Source organism: Spirillospora sp. NPDC000708, from assembly GCF_040299565.1.
In the GTDB taxonomy this organism is placed as follows: domain Bacteria; phylum Actinomycetota; class Actinomycetes; order Streptosporangiales; family Streptosporangiaceae; genus Spirillospora.
In genome coordinates, this window is the sequence record NZ_JBEPCJ010000082.1 from 20634 (window position 1) to 43569 (window position 22936).

Sequence of the window (22936 nt, forward strand, 5' to 3'; positions counted from 1 at the left end):
CGAGGTGACAGGCGATCCGATGATCCAGGGGCGCCCGCCTCTCAGGTCCGATCGCCGTGGCGGATGCCCCCCGGCGCGGTTGGGATGGCTGTCCACGCCAGTGCCCGCACGGGATCACGAGGGCGGCATGAGCCGAAGCCCTCCTCAGTCACCGAGATAGAGGGTCAGCTCGCAGGCAACGGGCGCCTCGCGCGGCAGGTCGTTCTGGTACAGCGAGATCCGGGCGTGGCCTCCGCGGTCGGGCCCGAACACCTCGACCAGCAGGTCGGAGGCTCCGTTCACCACGGCGGGGGCTTCGGCGAATCCGGGGACGCAGTTGACGTAGCCGGCCAGCCGGACGACCTGGGTGACACGGTCCAGAGTGCCGAGTTCGGCGCGCGCCATGGCGAGCAGGTTCACCGCGACCAGCCGAGCAGAGCGGTACCCGTCGGCGACGCTCAGGTCGCGGCCGAGCTTTCCGCTGATGGGAAGGAAGTCCTCGCCGTCCTCGTTCTTGGCGGTGCCGTAGGTCCCGGACACGTAGAACAGGTCACCGGCCCGGACCCCGTAGCGGAAGTTGCCGATGGGGGCCGGCGGCCGGACACCGGCGAGACCGAGCCGTGCGAACTCCCGCTCCGGTGAGCCGTCCGATTTCTGTTTCTGGCCTTCGTCCATCTGTCCCGCCCTGATCGCGCCGGTCGGCCCTGCCCCTGCGGCGGCCTCCGTCGAGGATGACATGGCCGCCGCCGCGCCGACCCACGCGCCCACCGACGCCTGTGCCTGTCGAAAACCACGTCCGTGCAGGTGAGCGGGCAGGAGGTGGGCTCCGACACGGTCCTTGATCAGTCGCAAGGACAGGCCGCCGCGAGGCGGTTGCCGCGGGACGATGGGCGGCTGTGCTGTTGCGATTGGCCCGCCGTGTTGGAGCGCCGGCGGGCCGGTTCACTCGACGGCCGCGAGGTCGATGATCTGGATCGCCCCCTTGACCGGCCTGACGAGGTACCGGTCGAGAGCCAAGGTGGAGCCGTCACGCCGGGCGCTCGGTATGCTCACCGGCCAGTTGTCCTCGTAGGTGGGCCCGAGATCCATCATCCTGCCCGTCGCCAGGTCGTAGAGGGTGTCGTGCTTGTCGCCGTTGGCCAGGGAGAGGAACCGGTCGTACATCAGCGATCCCTCTGGCGGTTCGCTGACAGGCAGCTCGTCCGCGGGCACGGCGCGCCCGGTGCCCGCGGCCAGTGGCAGGACGCGGGTGTCGGGGACCCGGTCAAGGGTGACGCCGAGTGGAGGGCCGCCCACGCACCAGCTGATCCAGCAGGTCCAGGTATTGGGTGACTTGGGGAGACGCACGGTGCGGGTCTGGCCCGTCGCCAGGTTCCAGAGCCGCTTGAAGTCCGCGTCCCCGGCGCGGCCGCTGCTGGTGCCCGGGGTGCCGATCCACGGCCAGGACAAGATGCGGTAGCCGTCGGTTCCGGGGACCATCCGCACGGGTCCTCCGGCGAGCGGTACCTCGTACACGGCGGTCGCCCCCGACGCGCTCCCGTGCTCGTCGTCGGCGGTGCCGGCGGCTCCGCCGTTCGCTGCGCGGCTCCAGCTGATCGTGCCGCCTCCCACGACCAGTCGCCCGATCCCCGCCTCCTTCGAGCCGGCGTCCAGCGAGACGACCCGGCGGGCGTTTCCGCCGGTCAGCGGGGCGGCCCAGATCTCGGTCACGGCCCGTCCCGCAACCGTGCCCTCCTGCGACCATACGGCCTGGCCGTCGCCGGCGGCGAGGTTCCCCGCGTACCGCGTCGACGTGCCCGGCTCAACGACGTCGGTGACCTTGGTGGCCTGGTGGTCCTGGAGGTCGTACACCCATAGCTGGTCGGTCACGTCAGGACGCGACTCCGTCGAGACCAGCAGAGACGTGCCGTCCAGTGCCACTTCCGGGTTGTACCGGCGCCCGTTCGGCAGCGTGTCCGGCTCGGTCCGGACCGCCGCCCTCGGGACCGGGACCGGCGAGGGGACGGTCTCGGTCGGCAGGCCGCCGGCGTTCTTGCCGGAGAGGGCGCCGGACCCGGGCGCGTTTCCGACGCGCAGGGCGGCCGACGTCCCGGCGGTCACCAGCAGCGCCGTCGTGACCGCGGCCACCGCCATCGTCGCCCGGTTGCGCCGCCGCGCCCGGGCCCGGCCCGCCAGCTGGTCGAGCAGGTCCGGCGCCGCTTGCGGCGCGTCCAGCGACGCGGCCTTGAGCGTGGTCTTCAGTGCCCGCTGAAGGTCATCGGTCATGATGGGCCCCCACTGCCTGGGTCATGGACGGACGCCAGTCCGCCCGGAGCTTGTCGAGAGCGCGGGCGGCCTGGCTACGGACCGTCCCTCGGGAGATGTCGAGCAGCTTGGCGATCTCCTCGTCCGGCAGGTCCTCGTAGTAGCGGAGGACCAGCACGGCCCGCTGGCGCCGCGGCAACGCCGCCAGCGCCCGCCACAACCGGGGATCGCGCTCGGTCTGCTCGAGGCCTCGGTCCACGTAGCCGCCCTCGGGCACCTCGCGGACGAGTCGCTCACGTCTGCGCCGCCGCCATGCGCTGATGTGCAACCGCGCCATGATCGCCCGCGTGTAGCCCTCCGGATCGTCCTTCCTGACCACGCGGGGCCACGCGGTGCGCAATCGGAGCAGCCCTTCCTGCACGAGATCGGCGGCATCGTGCGCATTGCCTGTCAGTACATAGCCGTAGCGCAGGAGTGTCTCGGCTCGGTCGGTAACGAATCGCTCGTACGTCAAGCCGTCATCGTCCACAGGCCATCCCTTCTCAGTCACATCCCAGGACGCCGCGGCACCTTGATCTGTTGCATCCGAGGCCGTCGTCGTCCCCCGGCTGCCCGGCTGGCCATGCCGCTGCTGTGCGGGCCTTGGGCGGGACCAGGCAACTGAGGGACCAGATGGCGGCCAGCGGGACGGCCGACCCACATGGCGGCGAAGGCCAACCCGGCGGAGTGGGAGGCTGGTGGAGGCGATCCGGCCCGTCCGATGCCGCCGACGTGTTCGCCGAGGCCGTGGCCCACGACGGTCCGTGCCTGATCGAGGCGGTCACCGCCCAACGAGGCACCCACGCAACCTCCTGCAGGAGGACCGTGTCGCACGCTCGCCGGCGCTCCAGCAGCACTACGACGAACTCACCCACTACCGCTGACGCCACCCGCCCCGGAAACTGCGTCGTTCGAGCTCATGACAGTCGGTGGGCGCGATGCTGCGCCAGCCGGTGGAGGGGAGTACCTAATTTTCGGCACCTCTCCGTGTCACGCGGAGGCGAGCAGAGAGGTATCCGTTCTCTGGTCATGGTCTGGTAGACGACGTCGCGGAGCCGTCGTTTCAGGGCTTCTTCGTAGCTCTTGCCCTCGACGCGTTTGCACGGACGGCGATGTGGGGGGTTGTTCGACCTGCACTCACGCACCCGGCTTGTGGGTCGATCTGCACGGGGCGGACGGTGGAGCCCAGTTCCTAGCATGACCGCGGAGCGGGGCCTAGTGGGCGGCGTTCCGGTCAGTGTTCCGCCGATTGCAGGAGGTGCGATGAGCGGCATCGAGCTGCGGAACTTCATCGACGGTGAGTTCGCCGCAGCGGTGGGCCACGGCGCGATGGAGATCGTCGACCCGTCGGACGGCGCGGTGTACGCGACGGCGCCGAGGTCAGAGGCCGCAGACGTCGACCGGGCCTGCCGGGCGGCCGAGAGGGCCTTCGCCGGTTGGCGGCGGGCGACTCCGGGCGAGCGGATGGCCGTCCTGCTGCGCATGGCGGACGCCGTCGAGCGCCACGCGGACGAACTGGTCGAGATCGAGTGCCGGGACACCGGCAAGCCGCCGGAGCTGACGATGCGGGAGGAGGTCGTCCCGATCACCGACCAGCTCCGATTCTTCGCGGGCGCGGCGCGGATGCTCGAAGGGAAGGCGACGGCGGAGTACGTGCGCGGCCACTCCTCCTCCGTGCGCCGGGAACCGGTCGGCGTCGTCGGGGCGATCGCGCCGTGGAACTACCCGGCGATGATGGCGGTCTGGAAGTTCGGCCCCGCCCTGGCGGCGGGGAACACGATCGTGCTCAAGCCGTCCGACACGACGCCCGCGAGCGCCGTGTTCCTGGCCGGGCTCTTCGCCGACCTGCTCCCGCCCGGCGTCTTCAACGTGGTGTGCGGCGACCGGCGAACGGGTGCGGCGCTGGCCGGACACCCGGTTCCGGCGATGGTGTCGATCACCGGGAGCACCGCGGCGGGCCGCGCCGTCGCGCGGTCGGCGGCGGACACGGTCAAGCGCGCGCATCTGGAGCTCGGCGGCAACGCGCCCGTGCTGGTCTTCGGCGACGCCGACCTGGAGGCCGCGGCCGACGGGATCGCGTTCGCCGGCTACTTCAACGCCGGGCAGGACTGCACCGCGGCCACCCGGGTGATCGTCGCAGAGGAGGCGCACGACGCGTTCGTCGGCGCGCTGGTCGAGCGGGTCCGCCGGATCGGGCTGTCGCGGGACGAGCCCGCCGCGGACCGCGTCCTGGACATTCCGCCGCTGAACAACCCGGACCAGCTCGCGCACGTCGCGGGCCTCGTCGCGCGGGTCCCCTCGCACGCGAAGGTGCTCGTCGGCGGCCGGGAGGCCGGCGGCCCCGGCTACTTCTACCTGCCGACGGTGGTCGACGGGGTGACCGCGGCGGACGAACTCAGCCGCACCGAGATCTTCGGTCCGGTGGTCACCGTGCAGACGTTCCGCGGCGAGGCCGATGCGGTCCGGCAGGCCAACGACTCGCCGTACGGCCTGGCCTCCAGCGTGTGGACACGCGACCTCGCCCGGGCGCTGCGCGTCTCCGCCGCCGTCGACGCCGGCCACGTCGGCGTGAACTGCCACCTCCCGCCGGTGCACGAGATGCCGCACGGCGGCGTGAAGCAGTCCGGCTACGGCAAGGACCTCTCGCTGTACTCCGTCGAGGAGTACACGCGGGTCAAGCATGTCCTGTCGGCGCTCGGCGAGGACGCCGAGTGACCCGCCCCCCGACCCCGCGCTTGGAGGCTGCGAGACCATGACCGACGCACCGAGGACCGGCCCGGTGGACGCGACGAGGATCCCCCGGTACGCCGATCCGGGCACCTTCGCCCGGCTGCCGCGGGCCGACCAGGTCGACCAGGTCGACGTGGCGATCGTGGGGGTGCCGTTCGACACCGGCGTGTCCTACCGTCCGGGGGCACGTTTCGGGCCGGGCCACGTCCGGGCGTCGTCGAAGCTGCTCAGGCCGTACCATCCGCCCCTCGACGTCGAGCCTTTCCACGCCCAGCAGGTCGCCGACGCCGGCGACATGGGGGTGAACCCGTTCGACATCGAGGAGGCGATCGCCACCATCGAGCGCCGGTCGGACGAGCTACGAGCGGACGGGGCGAAGCTGCTGACGATCGGCGGCGACCACACCATCGCGCTGCCGCTGCTGCGGTCGCTGCACCGCGACCACGGCCCGATCGCGGTGCTGCACTTCGACGCGCACCTCGACACCTGGGACACCTACTTCGGCGCCCCCTACACCCACGGCACCCCGTTCCGCCGGGCCGGCGAGGAGGGCCTGCTGGACCCCGAGCACTGCATGCACATCGGGATCCGCGGCCCGCTGTACTCGCGGGAGGACCTGGCGGACGACGACGCGCTCGGGTTCCAGATCGTCCGCGCCGACGACTACGAGACCGGCGGGACGGCCGCCGCGGTGGAGCGGATGCGGGCCCGGCTGGGCGACCGGCCGGTGTACGTGTCGGTCGACATCGACGTGCTGGACCCGGCCCACGCCCCCGGCACCGGCACCCCGGAGGCGGGCGGGCTGACCAGCAGGGAGCTGCTGACCACGCTGCGGGGGCTGGCCGGGCTGAACCTCGTCGGCGCCGACATCGTGGAGGTCGCGCCGGCCTACGACCACGCCGAGATCACCGGGATCGCCGCGGCGCACGTGGGGTACGAGCTGCTCGGCGTGCTCGCGTTGGACCGTTCCGGCGAATCCCGATGAACAAGGAGTGATGCACGTGCACACCACGAAGCCGGCCTTCGCGTGGTCGCCGAGATCCTGGCCGTCGGAGCGGGCGTACGCCGTCCCGGACGCCGAGGAGGTCTGGTGCTACACCGATCGGTTCTCCTACCTCCCCGGCGAGACCGTCGCGTTCCACCTGAGCGCGAGCGTCCCGTCGTTCACCGTCGAGATCGTCCGCGACGGCGCCCGCCCGGAGACGGTCTGGCGGCGCGACGGCGTCACCGCCGGGCGGCACGAGGCGCCCGCCGACGCCCACGCGCAGGGCTGCGGCTGGCCGGCCGGCCTCACGCTGGAGATCCCGGACGATTGGCGGCCCGGCTTCTACATCGTCACCGTGCGGGCGGTGCTGAGCGACGGCGAGCTCTGGGAGCGCGAGCACTTCTTCGTGGTGAAGGCCCCGGCGGGGCGGCGCCCGAAGGCGGCGATCGTCCTCACCACGGGGACCATGCTGGCCTACAACGACTGGGGCGGCGCCAACCACTACCGCGGCCTCGGCGACGACCCGCGCGACGACGCGGGTTGCCCGCTCGCCTCGACGCAGCGCCCGATCGCGCGCGGCATGATCCGCAAGCCGGAGGGCGCGCCGCGGGAGGCGAACCACCTCACGCTGCCGATGAACGGCGCGCCCCGGTACGCCTCCTATGAGTGGGCCCGCCTGAACGGCTACAGCCGCCATCACGGCGACGCGTTCTGGGCGTCCTACGAGCGGCTGTTCGTGCGGTGGGCCGAGGAGCGCGGCTACGAGCTGGACTACCTCACCCAGCACGACCTGCACGTCGACGAGACCGTCCTCGACGGATACCGCTGCGTGATCGTGGTGGGCCACGACGAGTACTGGAGCTGGGAGATGCGCGACGCCGTCGACCGGTTCGTGGACGGCGGCGGGGGCCTCGCCCGGTTCGGCGGGAACTACCAGTGGCAGGTCAGGCTGAGCGACGACCTGACCACGCAGTACTGCTACCGCCTCCCCTCGCTCGACCCCGACACCGAGCGGTCGCCGCGGACCGCCACGACGATGTGGGAGGCCAAGTCGGTCGGACGGCCCGGGGCGACCACGATGGGCCTCAACGGGCTCGGCGGCGTCTACACGCGCTACGGGGTCGCGACCCCGCGGTCGTCGGGCGGGTTCATCGTCTACCGGCCCCATCACTGGGCCTTCGAGGGCACCGACCTCTACTACGGCGACCAGCTGGGCGCGGCCCCGACCTTCCTGGCCGCGTTCGAGGTGGATTCGGTCGAGTACACCTTCCGCCGGGGCCTGCCGTACCCGACGTTCGAGGACGGCGCGCCGGAGACGCTGGAGATCCTCGCGCTGACCCCGGCGGTCCGCGGCGAGGAGGACCGGTTCGGCGGCCTGCTGCCCATGGGCGGGCCCGAGGAGGAGGTCTACGCCTACAACCGCGAGCTCGGCGACGACCTGCCCGACTACGTGAACGAAGGCGGGATGCGCGGCGCCGGGATGATCGCGGCGTTCACCCGCGGGCGCGGCGAGGTCTTCAACGGCGGCTCGACGGAGTGGCCCTACGCGCTGCACGTCGGCGACCCCTACGTCGACCGCATCGTCCGCAACGTGCTCGACCGGTTCCTGACCCGCGACCTGGAAGGCTGAGGCGAGGCTGATCATGGACATCACCGACGTCGTCCGGCTCTCCCCGGAGACCGGAACGCCCAACGTCCCGCCCATCGAGGGTTACGAGGTGCTCTCCGCGCGATGGCGCGAGACCGAGTACCTCGCCTACGGCGGCCCCGCGAAGGAGTACACGGGCGGGTTCTGGACCGGGGAGCCCGGCGCGGTGCGGATCGACCCGTGGCCCTACGACGAGATATGCGTGATCCTCAGCGGCCGGGTCGCCGTCGCCGACCTCGACGACGGCCGGGCCGAGTTCGGCGCCGGCGAGGCCTTCTTCATCCCGCAGGGCTTCGCGGGCGACTGGGTGACGATCGAGCCCACGAGCAAGGTTTTCGTCGCCGTCACACGCTGAATGCTCCGTTTGCGTAGTCATGGCCGTACTGCGGCTAGCTTGGCGTCGTGCTTCCTCTCCGGCTCTTCCTGACCCGGCTCGCGCTGCGGCCGCTCGGCACCGCCGACCCGTCCGAGCGGTGGGTCCGGTGGGTCCACGTCAGCGAACTGCCCGACCCCTCCCCGTTCCTGCGGGGAGGGGAGCTGCTGCTGCTCGCCGGGACCGGCTTCCGCCCCGCCGACAGCCGCGACTACGTGCGGCGGCTGGCCGAGACCGGGGTCGTCGCGATCGGGTTCGGGGTCACGCCCGTCTTCGACGCCGTGCCGCCCGAACTCGTCGCCGCGTGCGACGAGTTCGGCATGGTGGTCCTGGAGGTCCCGGCCCGGGTGCCGTTCGCCTCGGTGGTCGAACTCCACCACGCCGAACTGGTCCGCGCCGAGACCCGCGGCCTGAAGCGCCTCTCGGAGGGGCAGGCGGTGCTGATCAAGGCCGCGGCGGGCCCCCGCCCGCTGCGGGCCGTGGTGGAGCGGACCGCCGACCTGCTCGACGGGTGGGTCCGGGTCGTGGACCGCAACCGGGACAGGACCTGGACGGCCGGGCCGGTCCGGGACGACCCCGAGGTGAGCGCGGCGCTCGACCAGGCCTGCCGGAGCCGGTCGCCGATGAGCGCGGCGCTCACCACCGCCGAGGAGAACGTCGAGGTCCAGCGGCTTCTCGGCCCCGCCCCCACCGGGTACGCGATGGCCGTCGCGCGGCGCGCCCCGTTCACCGTCGCCGACCGGGGCCTCGTCGGCGTCACCGCCTCGGCCCTCTCCCTGCTCTTCACCGCCCCCTCGGAGGCGAGCTCGCCGGAGGCGCTCGGCACCGCCGTCGTGGCCGGGCTGCTGCGGCTCCCCGCCCTCGCCCGCGACCTCGCCGCACCCCTCGACCGGGCGGAGGACGTCCGGTGGCGGATCGTCCGCGGGCCCCTCGACGCACCGCCCGGCTCCCGGGAGACGATCGTCCAGCGGCTGTCGGCGCTGCTCGGGACCCCCTTCGTCGCGCAGGACGGCTCCTCCTTCGTCGCGCTCGTCCCCGAGGACACGGTGGACGGGCTGCCGCACGCGCTGGACGAGGCGGGCCTGCCCGCGGGGATCAGCCGCCCTCACCCCGCCGCGGACCTCGACCCCGCGTGGGGCGAGGCGGGCGCCGCGCTCGACGCGGCCCGCGTCGGCGGCGCGACCGTGGTCGCGGGGGCCGGCCTCCACGGCGTCATGGCGCTGCTGGACTCCCCCCAGGCGTCCCGGTACGCCGACCGGCTCCTCGCGGGCCTCGACGCGGCCCCGTCCCCGGACCCCGCCCTGCTGGCCGGCACGCTGCGCAGCTGGCTGGCGCACCACGGCAACTGGGACCGCACCGCCTCCGACCTCGGCGTGCACCGCAACACCGTGCGGCACCGCATCCGCCGGATCAGCGGGCTGCTGGACCTGGACCTCAACGACCCGGACGTGCGCATGGAACTGTGGTTCGCGCTGCGATGGCGGAGCCAGATCCATTGAACCGGCAGGGACGATACGCACAACCCGCACCTCCGGATGGGGCTGAACGTCCACTTCTGCCGCGCGAGAGGGCTTCCTAGCGTTGGCGCAGCGAGCTCCCGCGGACTCCCGGAGGCGGATGACCATGTCGACACACCCAGGTACCGAACACCCGGGCAGCAACGGCCTTGCGGCGAACGCGATGGGGACGAAGGACCTCGTCTTCACGGTCCTGGCGGCGCTGGCGCCGCTGACCCTGATCGTCGCGGTGGCGCCCCTGCACTTCCTGAAGGGCGGCGCGGCCGTCCCGGGCGCCTACCTGGTGGCGGGCCTCGTGATGGCGCTGTTCGCGGTCGGTTTCATGACCATGAGCCGGTACGTCCGCAACGCCGGGGCGTTCTACGCCGTGATCACCCGCGGACTGGGCCGGCCGGCCGGGTCGGGTGCGGCGACGCTGGCCCTGCTCGCCTACAACACGCTGCAGATCAGCACCTACGGGGCCCTCGGGCTCTACGCCGCGGACACCTTCGACAAGTACACCGGCGTGTCGCTGCCCTGGTGGGTCTTCGCGCTGGTCGCGGTCGTGCTGGTGGCATGGCTCGGCTACCGCGGCATCCACACCAGCGCCCGGATCCTCGGGATCCTGCTCGTCCTCGAGATCGCGGTGCTCGTGGTGATGGCGGTGTGCGTGCTCGCCAAGGGCGGCGCCGGCGAGACGTCCTTCACGTCCTTCTCCCCCGCGACGGTGTTCACGCCGTCCAACGCGGCGATGTTCGCGCTGGTGTTCGGCGCGTTCATGGGGTTCGAGTCCACCGCGATCTTCAGTGAGGAGGCGCGCGGCGGGATCCGGACGGTGCGCCGCGCGACCTACATCGCGGTCGGCTTCATCGCCGTCTTCTACGCGCTGATCACCTGGACGATCGTGCAGGCCGTCGGCGCGGACGGTATCGCGGCGGCCGCCGGCCAGGACACCGCCGGGCTGGTCATCGGGGTGTTCGACCGGTACACCCCGGACGGGGTCTCGGCCGTCATGCAGGTCCTGCTGCTCACCAGCGCCTTCGCCGCGCTGCTGGCGCTGCACAACGCGGCGAACCGGTACCTGTTCGCGCTGGGCCGCGAGGGGCTCATGCCGAAGGCGTTCGGACGCACGCACCCGCGCACGCGGGCCCCGCTGGCGGCCGGCGCGGCGCAGACGGCGGCGGCGGGCGTCGTCGTGGTGCTGTGGGCCGCGTTCGACCTCGACCCCTACCTCCAGCTGCTGCTGTGGGGCAGCGCGATCGGCTTCCTCGGGATCATCGTCCTGTGGGCCCTCTGCTGCCTCGCCGTGGTCTCCTACCTGCGGCGCAACGCCCCCGAGGCGGGCCTCTGGCGCACCCTGATCGCCCCCGGCCTCAGCTTCCTCGCCCTCTGCGTGATCCTCGTCCTCGCGCTCGCCAACATCTCACTACTGACCGGTGCGGGCACGGCGACCAACGCGGTGCTGCTCGGCCTCGGCGTGCTCGCCTTCGCGGGCGGGATCGCCTCGGCGCTGTCGCTGCGCTCGCGGGCCCCGGAACGGTACGCCGTCCTCGCCGAGACCAGCGTCGACGAGCCCGCCGAGACGGTCGCCGTGGAGCCCGCGTGACCTGGCAGCGCGGTTACCGGGCCCTCGACCTCGCGGCGTCCTGGAACGCCCCCCTGACCCTGCTCGACGACGTGGACGCCTCCTTCGCCGGGGAGCGGACGCTCTACGGCCTGCCCTTCCGCTTCGGCACCGACCTCGACGGGGCGTCCCTCGTCCGGGTGACGCGGGACGCCCCCGCCGTGATCCCCGTGGACGAGGACTGCCACTGGATCCTCTTCGCCCACGCCATCGAGGAACCCAGCCTCTTCGAGGGCGCCCCGGTCGGCGAGACCGTCGCCCGCTACACCCTCCGGTACGCCGACGGCGGCGCGGAGAGCGTCCCCGTGCGGCAGCGGTTCGAGGTCGGCCCCACCCCGCGGCTCTGGAAGGGCCGCCCGCTCCCGCTGGACTGGGGCCAGACCCCCTTCCTCGCGCTGCCCGACGCGCAGCACCGGCTCATGCACCGCACCTGCGGGCGCTACGACGCCGCCGGGGCCAGGTACGTCGACATCGACGACCCGCAGGCGCGCTCCCCTTACGTCCTGCCCTACCGCTTCTACTTGTGGCCGTGGCGCAACCCTCACCCGGAGCGCCGGGCGGCCGCCATCGAGATCGAGTCCGCCGGCCCGGCCGTCCTGATCGGCGCGATCACGCTGAGCCGGCTCGCCGAGGAGCCGTTCGGCCGGACGGTCTCCCGCGAGCTGATCTTCTCGCTCGCCGGCGGATCGGTGGACGAGGACGTCGCGGTGACCGTCGACCGCGGCACCGCCACCTACGCCTACCGGACGGTCGACGACGCCGGCCTGTCGACCCCGCCGGCGTGGGGAGGCGCGACCAGCGAGCGCACGGGGTACGTCCGGGTCGCCGCGACGCCGTCCGCGACCGTCGCCCTCGACGTCGCCGGAACCGTCGAAGCCCGCTTCACCTGGGGCGACCTCCTCGAACAGGGCCAGATCACCACCGGCGACGGCACCGAATGGCGACTGACCGAGCCGGGCCGCGCCTGGATCAGGGGGACGGTCGTCGACGCCGCCACCAGCGAGCCGCTGACCTGCCGCCTGCACTTCCACACCCCCGACGGCGTCCCGCTCGCACCCTACGGGCACCACGCGCACATCAACTCCGACGGCAACACCTGGAACCTGGACATCGGCGGCGACGTCCGCCTCGGCCAGCGGACGTACGCCTACGTCGACGGCGAGTTCGAGGGGTGGCTCCCCCACGGGCGGGTCGTCGTCGAGGCCGCGCACGGCTTCGACTACGTCCCGCTGCGCGAGGAGCTGACGATCCGGCCGGGGCAGCGGACGCTCGAACTGCGCCTCGAACGCTTCCACGACCCGGAGGCGGACGGCTACGTCGCCGGTGACACCCACGTCCACTTCGTCTCGACGCACGGCGCCGAGCTCGAGGCGCGCGGCGAGGGGGTGCGGGTCACCAACCTCCTGCTGAGCCAGTGGGGCCACCTGCACACCAACGTCGAGGACTTCACCGGGCACCCGCATACCTCCGCGGACGGCGCGACCCACGTCCACACCGGTCAGGAGAACCGGACCGCGATGCTAGGCCACATCAACCTGCTCGGCCTGCGCGCGCCGATCCGCCCCTGGTGCACCGGCGGCGCCGAGGAGTCCGACCTCGGCGGCGGCCTGGAGACCACCCTCGCCCACTGGGCCGACGAGTGCCACGCCCAGGGCGGGACCGTCCTGCTCGCGCACTTCCCCGTCCCCAACGGCGAGGCCGCCGCCCTGATCGCCACCAGGCGGCTCGACGGCGTCGAGATGATCGCCTACGACGGCTACAACATCACCCAGTACTACCGCTATCTCAACGCCGGCTACCGCCTCACCCTCGTCGGCGGCACCGACAAGATGAGCAGCGAGGTGCCGATCGGCCTCGTCCGCACCTACGCCCGCGTCCCGGACCCGGCGACGATGGACTACTGGGACTGGTGCGAGGCCGTCCGCTCGGGCGACACCGTCGTCACCAGCGGCCCCCACCTGCGGCTCTCGGTCGACGAGGCCCCGCCCGGTTCGGTGCTCACCGGCACCGGCGGCAGGACCGTGCACGGCGCGGCGGAGTTTCACTCGATCTTCCCCATCGGCCGCCTGGAAATCGTGGTCAACGGCACGGTCGTCGAATCGCGGCGCTGGGACGAGCCCGTCCTGACCGGCGCGCTCGACTTCGACCTGCGGGTCGAGGAGTCCTCGTGGGTCGCGGCCCGATGCTACGGGCCGGGCGACGGCATCGCCCGCCACCGGGACGTCTGGGAGCGGCCCATCATGGCCCACACCTCCCCCGTCTACCTCGCCGCCGGCGACGCGTACCGGCGCACCGACGAGGGCGTCCTCGCCGAGATGCTGCACCTCATCGACGGCGTGGAGGAGCACATCCGCCACCGCGCCAGGACCGCGTGGCCAGGCCCCGTCGACCACCGCCACGGGACGTCCGACCACACCCGGTACCTGCTCGCACCGCTGGCCGAAGCAAGACAGGCGATCCGAGCATCCTCGGCGACCGGCCCTGCCGAACCCGCCTCCGTCCGCCGAACCAACCGCGCCGGTGACGAAGCAGACGCGATCTAAAAGCTCCTAACAGAATGACCGGGTCGGGATGGGTGCTGTCATGGCGCGGCCGGCCCGTACCGGCCCGGTCGACCGGTCAGAGCCGACCACAGGCGGGTGCCGAGCTAGAAGTGCCACCACTCCTCCGCAAGCACCACAAAGCTGGGCACTGACGGCGCTCGCCGTAGGGGCGCGGTCGGCCCTCGGACTTCGGTCCAGGTCGCTGTCAGGAAGTGCCGCGGTCAGTGGCCGCTGCGGAGGGGGTCGAGCCAGGCCAGCGGGGCGGGTGTGGCGCCGGTCGCGATGTGCTCGGCCAGCAGCCGTCCGGTCAGCGGCCCCAGCGTCACTCCCCACATGCCGTGCCCACCCGCGATGTAGACGCCTTCAGTGGCCGACGGCCCGACCAGGGGGATCCCGTCGGCGGTCAGCGGGCGGGCACCGACCCAAGGATCGGTGACGGAGCGCCACTCGGCCCCTTCCAGCAGCGGACGCACCGCACGAAGGGTCGCCGCGAGCGCACGCCGGTCCGGTGGGGCGTCCGGACGCTGGAACTCCATGATGCTGGTCACCCGTGCCGCGCTCGTGCCCCGCGGCGCAAGCGCGGCACGGGCTGCCGGGAAGTACAACGGCCCCTGCAACGGACGACGCAGCGGCATGGTGAAGCTGTAACCGCGTCCGCCGTACTGCGGGACCCGTACGCCGTGGTCGCTGGCCAACTCCGGCAGCCACGCGCCGGAGGCGAGGACCACCGCGTCCGCGTCCCGATGCCCGTCCGCACACCGGATGCGGACCCCGCCCGCGTGCCGGTCGACGCCCGTCACCGTCACGTGTTCGATGATCTTCCCGTCCCGGGCCCGGACCTGGTCGGCCAGCGCCGCGGTGTAGGCGCCCGGATCGAGATACCGCTGCCCGTCGATCCGGATGGCCAGCGCGATCTCCCGAGATAGATTCGGCTCGGCGGCGCGTGCCTGCGCTCCGGTCAGCAGCCTGACCTCGACCTGCTGCCCGGCCGACGCGACGCCCTCAAGTTCGTGCAGCAGTCCCGTCGCCTGCCCGGCCTCGGTGAAGGCGGCCAGCACAGCGGCCTCATGCACGGGAGCATCCACGCCGGCTCGGCGCTGCGCGTCGAACGCGTCGAAGATCTGGGCGTTGAGCATGCGGTACCCGTCCATCGCCCGGCTCCAGCGGCGGCCCGTGCAATGCCGCACCAGGCGCACCAGAAAACGGACGAGCTCGATGTCGGCCCGAACCGGGAGTCGCACCGGCGACGCCGGATCGAGCACCGCGCGCAGACCGTACCGCAGCATCGAGGGCTCGGGCAGCGGCACCGTCAGCGAAGGCGCCACATAACCGGCGTTCCCCCACGAGGCTCCTCGCCCGACCCGTCCCCTATCGAGCACCTCGACCTCGACGCCGTAATCCTGCAACGACCAGGCGCACGAAAGCCCGACCATTCCCGCGCCGACGACCACGACCCGCCGCAGCGTCATACGGCCGCCCTCACCCGCACCGGCCAGCCGCAACCGGGTCGGTCGAAGACTCGCATAGTCGAGGCACCCTTCATGGTCTCCCTCTTACCCCTTGGGCTGCGTGGTGTGCGGTGATGCGGAAGCGTTGTCATGACGCCTTTCTACTTCCGGCCGCTGCCCAGAGGAATCGGTGAGCTCGGCGGTGAGACGTCGCAAGCACTCACCACGATCGCCTTGGACCCCCGCGACCAGCGCTGATGACCTCGTCCCGCCACCCGCACCGGCCTCGCCGGCACACCTCCTCATGCACCGCAGCGGGACGTCCGGCTTCAGGGCTTCCAGCGTCGTGGCCGGAACGGTGTCGCGCAGCATCGGTGTGAACACGCCGCCCGGATGGACGGAGTTCACCCGGACGCGCTGGGGTCCGAACTGCACGACCGCGACCTTGGTCAGCCCGCGGACGGCGAACTTCGCAGCCGTGTACGCGGGGTTCGGCACACTGGCGCACGACCCGCATGTCTGCGCCTATCTGCAAGCACGGATCGATCGCGAGACCCACAGGGCAAGTTGCAGCCGGATGTTTGCTCGGATGATTCACCGTGTTGCCAGCGCCCGAGTCGCTCGGCTGCGGCTCGTTCGGGCGGGTGGCGGCATCGGTCGTCGTCGTGCTCCTGGCTTCACGCCCCGGCTGCAGCCCAGCCGCGGCCCGGGCGAGGGTTGACCGCTCGGCGTTCGATGTCCGGGACGGGGACCCCGGCGGATTTCACTGCCCGACCGGATGGCCCGGCAGGCCGCGATAAGGGAGCGGCTCGCTGTAGACGAGGTTGGTGGTGGTGCTGCCGAGTTCCAGCAACTCGTCCACGACCTCCTCGAGGTGCCCCATGGAAGTCGCGGCGATCTTCAGCACGTAGCAGTCCTCGCCGGTGGTCCGCAGGCATTCGAGGATCTCCGCGCGCTCCTGCAGGAGGTCGTGCAGCGGAGTGTGCCGGTTTCCTGGATATTTCAGGCGTACAACGGCCAACACCGGCAGCCCGGCTTTGGCCATGTCGACGCGGGCGTGGTAACCGGTGATGACACCTGCCGACTCCAGCCGCCTGACCCGCTCGGTAGTGGCCGAGGCGCTGAGGCTGACCCGCTTCCCCAGCTCGGTGAGGGGGATCCGGCCGTCGCGCTGCAACTCGGCGAGGATCGCCCAGTCGGTCGCATCAAGATTCTCGGTCACCAGTCCAAAATACCGTCAGATCCACGGCCCGACCGCAGCTACGCCGGGCTGATTCCCTTCAGATAGGCCCGATCAGCTGGATAGCCTGACCCCGTGAAACTTGGAGTCAACGTTCCGAACTTCGGGCCCGGCACTGACCCGGAGAGGCTGCGCGGCTGGGCGCAGACCGTTGAAGGGCTCGGCTTCGACCTGCTGATGGTCTCCGACCACGTCGCGGTCACGCCCGATGTCGCCGAGCAGTACCCGGCCCCCTTCTACGAACCCTTCACCACGCTGTCGTGGCTCGCGGGCGTCACTCACCGGGTGCGACTGGGGACGACGGTGCTGGTCGCGCCCTACCGGCACCCGCTGCTGGTCGCCCGCATGGCCGCCAACCTCAACCGGCTCAGCGGCGGACGGCTGGTCCTCGGCGTAGGTGTCGGCTGGGCGCGGCAGGAGTTCGAGGCGCTCGGCGTCCCCTTCGAACACCGCGGCAGGCTCACCGACGAGCACCTCCACGTCCTCAGGTCCGCCTGGAACGACGCCGACGACTACCAAAGCGGCCACATCCCCATCTGGGTGGGCGGCAGCAGCGACGCCGCGCTCCGCCGCGCCGTGCTCCTTGGCGACGCCTGGCACCCGCTCCGCTTCACCATGCCCTGGCTCGACGAGGCGGTGGAGCGGCTCAGGACGATCGCCGCAGCCGAGAGCCGCCCGACCCCCGCCCTGGCTCCGCGCATCGTGCTGCGTCTCACCCCCGAGCCCCTCACCGAACGCCGCGCGGGCGAGGGGACGATCGACCAGGTGATGGCCGACCTGGAACACCTGCGCCAGCTGGGCGCCGAGACCGTCCTGCTCGACCCTTACCTCGGCGACCCGGACGAGACCCACCACCCCGAGACCGCATGGCAGACCCTCGCCACCGTGGCCGCCCACCACAAGGAGCACCCATGACACCCGACGAAGAACGCCTGCTGCGCAGGGCCATCGACCTCGCCGCCAAGTCCCGCGCCGCCGGCCACGCCCCCTACGGATCGCTGCTGGCAGGTCCTGATGGCGCCATCCTCATCGAGGAGCACAACACGGTGCGCGCCGACCGGGACATCAGCGCCCACCCCGAGCTGAAACTGGCCCGCTGGGCGGCCCGCGAGCTCGATCCGGCCACCGCCGCCACCACCACGATGTTCACCAGCTGCCAGCCCTGCGGCATGTGCACCGGCGCGATCGACCGCTCGGGCCTGGGCCGGGTCGTTTACGCCCTCTCCGCCGAGCAGCACGCCGAGCTCACCCCGAAGGGCGGATTTCCCCGCGTCCCCCAGGAGGGGCCCGCCCTCTTCGACGAGGCCCGAGTCCCGATCGACGGCTACTACACCTGACACACACCTGCATGGCGTGGCGGTGAATGGACGCCGGGCGACAGGCGGGCCTTCGAACCGGGCCGCACATTCGACTCATTCCCTGCTGCATCCCCATGAGCCCGAGGATCTGGTGAGCCGCTCTCGGTCGGTCCGAAGACACCGAGTGACAGGTGCCAGCTCACGGCCATGTTCGCTCGTTGTTTGCTCGTATGCCGCGGAACAACGTGGCAGGGGCCGACACAGGGCGTCATCAGTGCGGACGGTAGAGCAGACAGAGCGGCACAGAGCCGCACGGGTCGGCAGTCGACAGCACGGCGACCATAGTGATGCAGGGGTCTTCTAAACCGACGGTCGCGGGTTCGAATCCTGCCGGGCATGCCCCTCCACCATGGTAAACGTATGCTTGCAGTCCAAGATCTACGCCTGATATGTCCGCGTGTTAGCTCGATGTCCGCTCCGATGTCGCCGGCACCCACCGGCTGAGCGGCCAGCCCGGGGCATCATCCCCACCAGGGAAGGACAGCCAAGGCACTGACCAATTCCCGGGAACCGCCTACTATTGCGCCATGTCGCTCGCAGTACGCTGGATTCGGCTGCTGATGGTGGTCTTGGCAGCCGGCTTTGCCGGTGCGGCCTTCGCAATCCGTGCCGTGATGGACGGGCCCATCGAACAGTATTCAGGCGCCGCCTTGTCTGCGGCCATCGTCTACACGATAGTGATCTGCATACGGCCGCCGATTTCACCATTGTCTGCGGGCAGTGCCACGATCGCATACTGCTGGTTCATCGAGTTCGCACAGCTCACCCCCGTCCCTGCGGCACTCTCCCAACGCAGCTGGTTCGCACGCCAGCTGCTGGGCGCCCAGTTCGACCTCATTGATGTCGCCTGGTACCCCGTCGGCGCCATCCCATTGATCGCCGCGCATTGGCTGCTCCGTGCCCGCACACGTTCCCGAACCGACCCGGCCCCCGCCCTCACTTCGTGATCCCGAACAGTCGGGCCGAGCCACCTGCCCCCTGGAAGCGAACCATCGCCCCTCCCGGCGGTACGCCATCTCACCCAACTCGGACAGGGGCTCGAGTCTGAAGGGTTCTGAGGTGGATCGGGGGTCACTGCCATGACACGCTCGGCCTGCTCGAGGGAAAAATTCAGCGTCCTTCTCTCAAGTGCCGGCGATCCAGCTTCCGTGCAATCCGAGCGGGATCCGGCTCGGCAGGTGGATCTCGGCGATCGGATTGCCGGTGAAGTCCTGCGCCGCCAGGATCACCAGGTCCGAGGCGTTCCGATCGGGATTGCGGACGTAGGACAGGACATAGCCGTCGTCCGCGCGGGCGCCGGAACGCGGGACGAAGACCGCCTCACTCGCGCTCGCGCGCTTCGGGAACCTGTGGAACTGCGACCGTCCGGTGGCCAGGTCATGCTTGACCAGGCCGTTGGTGAACGCCGAGTCAGGGGACCTGCGCATCGCGCCTCGGATCGCCAGGCAAGCACGACCCGTTCAACGACGCCATGCCGAAAAGCAGCCCTCTCCGCGGGCGACCTCCTCACAGCAGCGCCCCGCCGTCCCGTTGGAAGAAATGCGACGGTGAACGAGCGCGCTTTCCGGCTGCTGCGCTGGATGACCGGCCAGCCCGAACCGGCCCACCCGGCCCCTCAATCAGCCCTTGCGTCCGGACCGAACGACGCGGCGGCCATCCCGGTGGCTCCGCAGCCGTCCCCCGCCCACGAGCCTCGACGACCGGCAGCCATAGCGCGGGCAGCCGAGAAGCCGGATTGGCCGATCCCCTTCTGGCGTATTGCGGCCATCCCCCTGAAGGCGGGTCAGGCTTCGACGGCCTCAACCGACCCCTGGTCATCTTGGCCGTGGGCGCGGAATCGGCGTACGTGCGGAGACATGACCGCACAGGAGGTGGCGCCGAGGATCAGCACGGCGGCTCAGCGGCGCCCTCGACTCCCACGGCCGAGGCGATCGGGCCGGCGACCAGGAGCGAGGGGCGCCAGCGCGAGCGCGCCGAGCAGGTCCCAGCTGGCGGGCCAAGTGCACGGCGATCGCGGTTATCGCCTACTCCACCGGCGCCCCCGCGAGCCTGCCGAGGCTCCGCGCTGCGGCTTGGCGGCGGGCGGCCTCTCACGGGGAGCTGGCCGGGTGGCGCAGCTCGGTCGCCGTGCCGCCCTCCGCCGCGCCTTAGCCCTCGATCACTTCCTCAACGCAGCGATCGACTTGCACCGCCCGCCTCTGATCGCGGTCGACCTCGGCCAACTCGCGTTCTGCGGCTCCTCCACCCTCTGCGGACTCATCACCGCGTGGAAGAAGATCGAGTTCGCCCAAGGCCGTGGGTCGTGCTCGATCCCACCCCCGAGCGCCCAGGCTGCTGCACCTCGCCGGGCTCGAGCGGGCACTGGACGTCCAGTCCGCCCTCCCCGAGCCTCCGGACCGGCTTTACTGATCGCTCCTGCGCAAGACCAGGAACGGCAACGCTTCGCGGGGGCTCGGCAGCATCCCCGACAGGAGACCGGACTCTGATTGGCACGATGCAGGCCGGGTACAGCACCAAAACACCACATTTCTACCTATTCGGGGAGGTAGGGCCATGACTAGGAGGGCGAGTCCTGCGCGCACTCCGATGTCTGGGATGCTGAAGGCGCCGCGGAGCCGGGGCATGCTCAACGGGCTGCTGCTGGTGCTCCTCGGGCTGTGGGGCGGGTTCATACCGTTCGTCGGCCCCTACTTCAGCTTCGGGTTCGGGTCGACCGCCACCTGGGACTACACCTCTGACAGGCTGGTGCTGTCCATCCTGCCTGCGATCGCCGTCGCGCTCGGCGGGCTGATCCTGATGATCAGCGCCGTCCGTCCCGTCGCCATGGTCGGCTCGTGGCTGGCCATCGCGGGCGGGCTGTGGTTCGTCGTCGGCACCACGATCGCCCCCCTGTGGGGCGGCGGCCCAGGTAGGGCGCTGGGCGGCCAGACACGGCAGATCGCCGAGCACCTGTCGTTCTTCCAGGGGCTCGGCGCGATCACCATCCTGCTGGCGGCGACCGCACTCGGACGCTTCCTGGTGGTCGGCGTGCGCGAGGCACGGCGGTTCGAAGCCGAACGCGCCGCCGCAGCGGGCGGGGCCGCCGGTGGCGAGGGGCGTCCCGAACGGGGCACCGCGGTTCCGGAAGGAGACCGCTCCAGGGGCTCGACGGCCGCTCCGCAATGGGAGCGGCAGGGACCGCCGCAGCAGTCGCGCCGAGAGCCCGGCGAGACCCACGAGCGGCGGTGGCATGCGAGCCTGCCGAGGCGGCGGTGAACCGCACGTCTGGACCAGCAACCGCGACATCTCAGTTGATGCTCCTTGCATGACATCTCCCAGGTGCGACGCACTGCCCCTGATCGCGTCCATGATCGGCGGGGCGTCGCGCCGCATCTGGACGGGACCCGCTGCTTCGCCCGTGTGAAGACCGCGCGGGTGCGGACGTCCGGTCCCCGGTCTGAGCCGTACAGCACGGCCACGAGCCCTGCGGCGTACTTCCCCCCGACCGTCGCGCCGCCCACGGGCAGGACGAGGTCGCTGCGGCCGTCGCCGTTGAAGTCGGCGGTCCGCACCGGCTTCGCCACCGGACGGGCCTGGGGTTCCAGCGGCACGAGCGCGACCGCCGCAGGGCCGGGCGGGGCGGGCCCGGACCGGGCGGCCGGCCCGCGCGGGACCGCCGGACCGGCCCCGCCGAGCACGACGACGCACACGACGCTGATGACGGCACGGGCGCGTGTGTTCTTGGACCCCCGACGCTAGCAGGGCCCCCCTTCGGTGGCACCGACACTAATCCGGCGTACGGCACTGACAGCATTTCGGCGCTCAACACGAGGCAAGGCACTCCAGGCGAGACGATCTCGGGATGAGGTGGGCTTCGACCGTGACCGGACCCTCACCGAGCGACATCGGCATGGTGCTAGCACACGCATGACTCCGCCAACCAAGATCATGACTGGCCGAAGGACCTCACCGAACCCGATGGGCTTCAGGGCACTTGCCTGCAGCATGTATGGCCCGGGCCGGTCTCCAGGAGTGGCTCGCGGGCCGACGCCGCCCACAGCGCGCCGGCGGTGCTGCGCGGTGGGTGACGCCTCCGGAGGCCGGCCTTGGGTCACCGGTGGGTCACCGGTAGGCCAGCACCCCGCCGGTCGCGGCGGTGCGGTTGTCCCAGCCGGCCGATCCGAGCAGGCCACCGTCCGGGGCGGGCGCGAGGTCGCCCAGCTCGACGTACTGGAGGCCCGGCGCCTTGACCAGGGAACTGCTCCAAGAGCCCGAGGCCGTGCGGCGGAACAGCCACGACCGCTGGTCGCCGGTGTAGGCGAACATCCAGAGCCCGCCCTTGCCGTCCGGCACGAACGAGCCGTTCTCGTGCCACGCCACGTGCTTGGGCAGCCGCTCCGAGCGCCAGCGCTTGCCGTCGAAGCGGAGCAGGTAGGCATCGGTGCGCATCTCGGACCAGATGCTTGCATTCACAGCCAGCCACAGCGCGCCCTTCGCAGCGAAGAGCCTGCCGTAGGCGAGTTGCGTCTTGGCGGGGTCGCGCAGCATGGCGGGCAGGGAGCCGCGCGGGTCGGGGGCCGACCGCCAGCGCTTGCCGTCGAAGCGTCCAGCGACCTGCCCGCCGCCGCTCCGCCAGCCCACGGCCCAGAGGTCCTTGGGCGAGCGCAGGTCGGCGCTCCAGACGACGAACGGCGTGGTCGTCTTCTTCCAGCCGCGCCGGGTGCCGTGCCAGGCGACGGGACGGCGGTCGGTCGGCCCGTCGGTCCCGAAGACCCACACGTCACGGGGGCCGACGACTGTCACAGCCGTCACGACCGTGTTCCCGAGCGCTTGTACGGCCTTCCACTGCCTGCCGCCGAAGCGCATCGCAACGGGCGGCCCGTTCTTGACACCGAGCGTCGCGGCCCACACATCGTCCGGCGAACTGGCGTCGGCGGCGACGATCTCGCCGCGAGCCTGCGATGGCAACGCGACCTGCCGCCAGGCGGATCCGTCACGCCGGAAAGCGGTGGCGCGGCCGTCCCGGTAGCTGCGGCCGCCAAAGGCCCAGGTGGTCTTGCCCACCGTCAGCAGTCGGGACCCGTTGCGCAGCGACTCGTGCTGCACCGAGGCCCGCCAGGCGGGGCTCGTCGCAGCCTGCGCGGCCGGGACGGTCAGCAATGCGGCGGTGGCGGCTCCCGCCGTCGCGAGGGCCGGGGCGGTCGTTCTCATGGGGGTCTCCTATCGTGAGCTCGCTCACCACCCTGACCG

General features: G+C 71.6%; 19 protein-coding genes and 1 pseudogene. 11 read left to right on the plus strand and 9 right to left on the minus strand.

Annotated elements, in window-relative coordinates; translation table 11 throughout:
* Nucleotides 1-144: 144 nt before the first annotated feature.
* The 3 genes from ABT299_RS39970 to ABT299_RS39980 all read right to left on the minus strand — a co-directional run bounded on the left by ABT299_RS39970 (nucleotide 145) and on the right by ABT299_RS39980 (nucleotide 2752).
* Nucleotides 145-654 carry a RidA family protein gene (locus ABT299_RS39970; protein ID WP_387025003.1) on the minus strand — a complete coding sequence of 170 codons (510 nt, stop codon included), beginning with the start codon at nucleotides 652-654 and terminating at the stop codon, nucleotides 145-147.
* Between the two features lie 267 nt (nucleotides 655-921).
* Nucleotides 922-2244, minus strand: a complete 1323-nt coding sequence (locus ABT299_RS39975; protein ID WP_500253931.1) for a hypothetical protein — start codon at nucleotides 2242-2244, stop codon at nucleotides 922-924.
* A complete protein-coding gene (locus ABT299_RS39980) occupies nucleotides 2234-2752 on the minus strand; it encodes a SigE family RNA polymerase sigma factor (RefSeq protein WP_190857092.1) in 519 nt (172 codons plus the stop codon). The genes ABT299_RS39975 and ABT299_RS39980 overlap by 11 nt, the downstream gene beginning before the upstream one ends.
* A gap of 773 nt (nucleotides 2753-3525) precedes the next feature.
* Between ABT299_RS39980 and ABT299_RS39985 the strand changes: the two genes are divergently transcribed.
* The 7 genes from ABT299_RS39985 to ABT299_RS40015 all read left to right on the plus strand — a co-directional run bounded on the left by ABT299_RS39985 (nucleotide 3526) and on the right by ABT299_RS40015 (nucleotide 13661).
* Complete coding sequence (locus ABT299_RS39985) at nucleotides 3526-4977, plus strand: aminobutyraldehyde dehydrogenase (protein ID WP_500253932.1); 1452 nt, start codon at nucleotides 3526-3528, stop codon at nucleotides 4975-4977.
* A 37-nt stretch (nucleotides 4978-5014) separates the two neighbouring features.
* Nucleotides 5015-5977, plus strand: a complete 963-nt coding sequence (gene speB / locus ABT299_RS39990; protein ID WP_500253933.1) for an agmatinase — start codon at nucleotides 5015-5017, stop codon at nucleotides 5975-5977.
* Nucleotides 5978-5993: 16 nt separating this feature from the next.
* A complete protein-coding gene (locus ABT299_RS39995) occupies nucleotides 5994-7607 on the plus strand; it encodes a N,N-dimethylformamidase beta subunit family domain-containing protein (protein ID WP_500253934.1) in 1614 nt (537 codons plus the stop codon).
* A gap of 13 nt (nucleotides 7608-7620) precedes the next feature.
* Nucleotides 7621-7980 (plus strand): cupin domain-containing protein, encoded by a 360-nt coding sequence (locus ABT299_RS40000; RefSeq protein ID WP_500253935.1) that lies wholly within the window; start codon nucleotides 7621-7623, stop codon nucleotides 7978-7980.
* Nucleotides 7981-8027: 47 nt separating this feature from the next.
* On the plus strand, nucleotides 8028-9497 hold the full coding sequence (locus tag ABT299_RS40005) for a PucR family transcriptional regulator (protein ID WP_500253936.1): 1470 nt from the start codon (nucleotides 8028-8030) through the stop codon (nucleotides 9495-9497).
* Nucleotides 9498-9621: 124 nt separating this feature from the next.
* Nucleotides 9622-11100, plus strand: coding sequence for an APC family permease (locus ABT299_RS40010; protein WP_500253937.1), 1479 nt, complete (start codon nucleotides 9622-9624; stop codon nucleotides 11098-11100).
* Entirely contained in the window at nucleotides 11097-13661 is a 2565-nt protein-coding gene (locus ABT299_RS40015; RefSeq protein ID WP_500253938.1) for a CehA/McbA family metallohydrolase, read from the plus strand. Before ABT299_RS40010 ends, ABT299_RS40015 begins: the two co-directional genes overlap by 4 nt.
* A gap of 221 nt (nucleotides 13662-13882) precedes the next feature.
* Here ABT299_RS40015 and ABT299_RS40020 read toward each other — a convergent pair whose 3' ends face one another.
* The 3 genes from ABT299_RS40020 to ABT299_RS40030 all read right to left on the minus strand — a co-directional run bounded on the left by ABT299_RS40020 (nucleotide 13883) and on the right by ABT299_RS40030 (nucleotide 16331).
* Nucleotides 13883-15130, minus strand: coding sequence for an NAD(P)/FAD-dependent oxidoreductase (locus ABT299_RS40020; protein WP_500253939.1), 1248 nt, complete (start codon nucleotides 15128-15130; stop codon nucleotides 13883-13885).
* An 84-nt stretch (nucleotides 15131-15214) separates the two neighbouring features.
* A complete protein-coding gene (locus ABT299_RS40025; RefSeq protein ID WP_500253940.1) occupies nucleotides 15215-15607 on the minus strand; it encodes an SDR family NAD(P)-dependent oxidoreductase in 393 nt (130 codons plus the stop codon).
* A 265-nt stretch (nucleotides 15608-15872) separates the two neighbouring features.
* A complete protein-coding gene (locus ABT299_RS40030) occupies nucleotides 15873-16331 on the minus strand; it encodes an Lrp/AsnC family transcriptional regulator (protein ID WP_500253941.1) in 459 nt (152 codons plus the stop codon).
* A 93-nt stretch (nucleotides 16332-16424) separates the two neighbouring features.
* Here ABT299_RS40030 and ABT299_RS40035 point away from each other — a divergent pair, with 93 nt between their 5' ends.
* The 3 genes from ABT299_RS40035 to ABT299_RS40045 all read left to right on the plus strand — a co-directional run bounded on the left by ABT299_RS40035 (nucleotide 16425) and on the right by ABT299_RS40045 (nucleotide 18654).
* Entirely contained in the window at nucleotides 16425-17264 is an 840-nt protein-coding gene (locus ABT299_RS40035) for an LLM class flavin-dependent oxidoreductase (protein ID WP_500253942.1), read from the plus strand.
* Nucleotides 17261-17686 carry a nucleoside deaminase gene (locus ABT299_RS40040; RefSeq protein WP_500253943.1) on the plus strand — a complete coding sequence of 142 codons (426 nt, stop codon included), beginning with the start codon at nucleotides 17261-17263 and terminating at the stop codon, nucleotides 17684-17686. Before ABT299_RS40035 ends, ABT299_RS40040 begins: the two co-directional genes overlap by 4 nt.
* Before the next feature lie 548 nt (nucleotides 17687-18234).
* A complete protein-coding gene (locus ABT299_RS40045) occupies nucleotides 18235-18654 on the plus strand; it encodes a ribosomal maturation YjgA family protein (RefSeq protein ID WP_500253944.1) in 420 nt (139 codons plus the stop codon).
* A gap of 177 nt (nucleotides 18655-18831) precedes the next feature.
* Here ABT299_RS40045 and ABT299_RS40050 read toward each other — a convergent pair whose 3' ends face one another.
* Nucleotides 18832-19134: a carotenoid oxygenase family protein gene (locus ABT299_RS40050; protein ID WP_500253945.1), complete on the minus strand. Its 303-nt coding sequence runs from the start codon at nucleotides 19132-19134 to the stop codon at nucleotides 18832-18834.
* A 1168-nt stretch (nucleotides 19135-20302) separates the two neighbouring features.
* On the opposite strand from ABT299_RS40050, the gene ABT299_RS40055 reads away from it, so the two are divergent.
* Nucleotides 20303-20962 (plus strand): hypothetical protein, encoded by a 660-nt coding sequence (locus tag ABT299_RS40055; protein ID WP_500253951.1) that lies wholly within the window; start codon nucleotides 20303-20305, stop codon nucleotides 20960-20962.
* 203 nt (nucleotides 20963-21165) lie between these two features.
* Here ABT299_RS40055 and ABT299_RS40060 read toward each other — a convergent pair.
* Together ABT299_RS40060 and ABT299_RS40065 are read right to left on the minus strand one after the other, a co-directional pair.
* A pseudogene (locus ABT299_RS40060) lies at nucleotides 21166-21396 on the minus strand (hypothetical protein); the annotation flags it as partial.
* Nucleotides 21397-21808: 412 nt separating this feature from the next.
* The gene (locus ABT299_RS40065; RefSeq protein WP_500253946.1) at nucleotides 21809-22897 is read right to left on the minus strand and encodes a hypothetical protein; all 1089 of its coding nucleotides are present in this window, start codon (nucleotides 22895-22897) and stop codon (nucleotides 21809-21811) included.
* Between the last annotated feature and the right edge of the window lie 39 nt (nucleotides 22898-22936).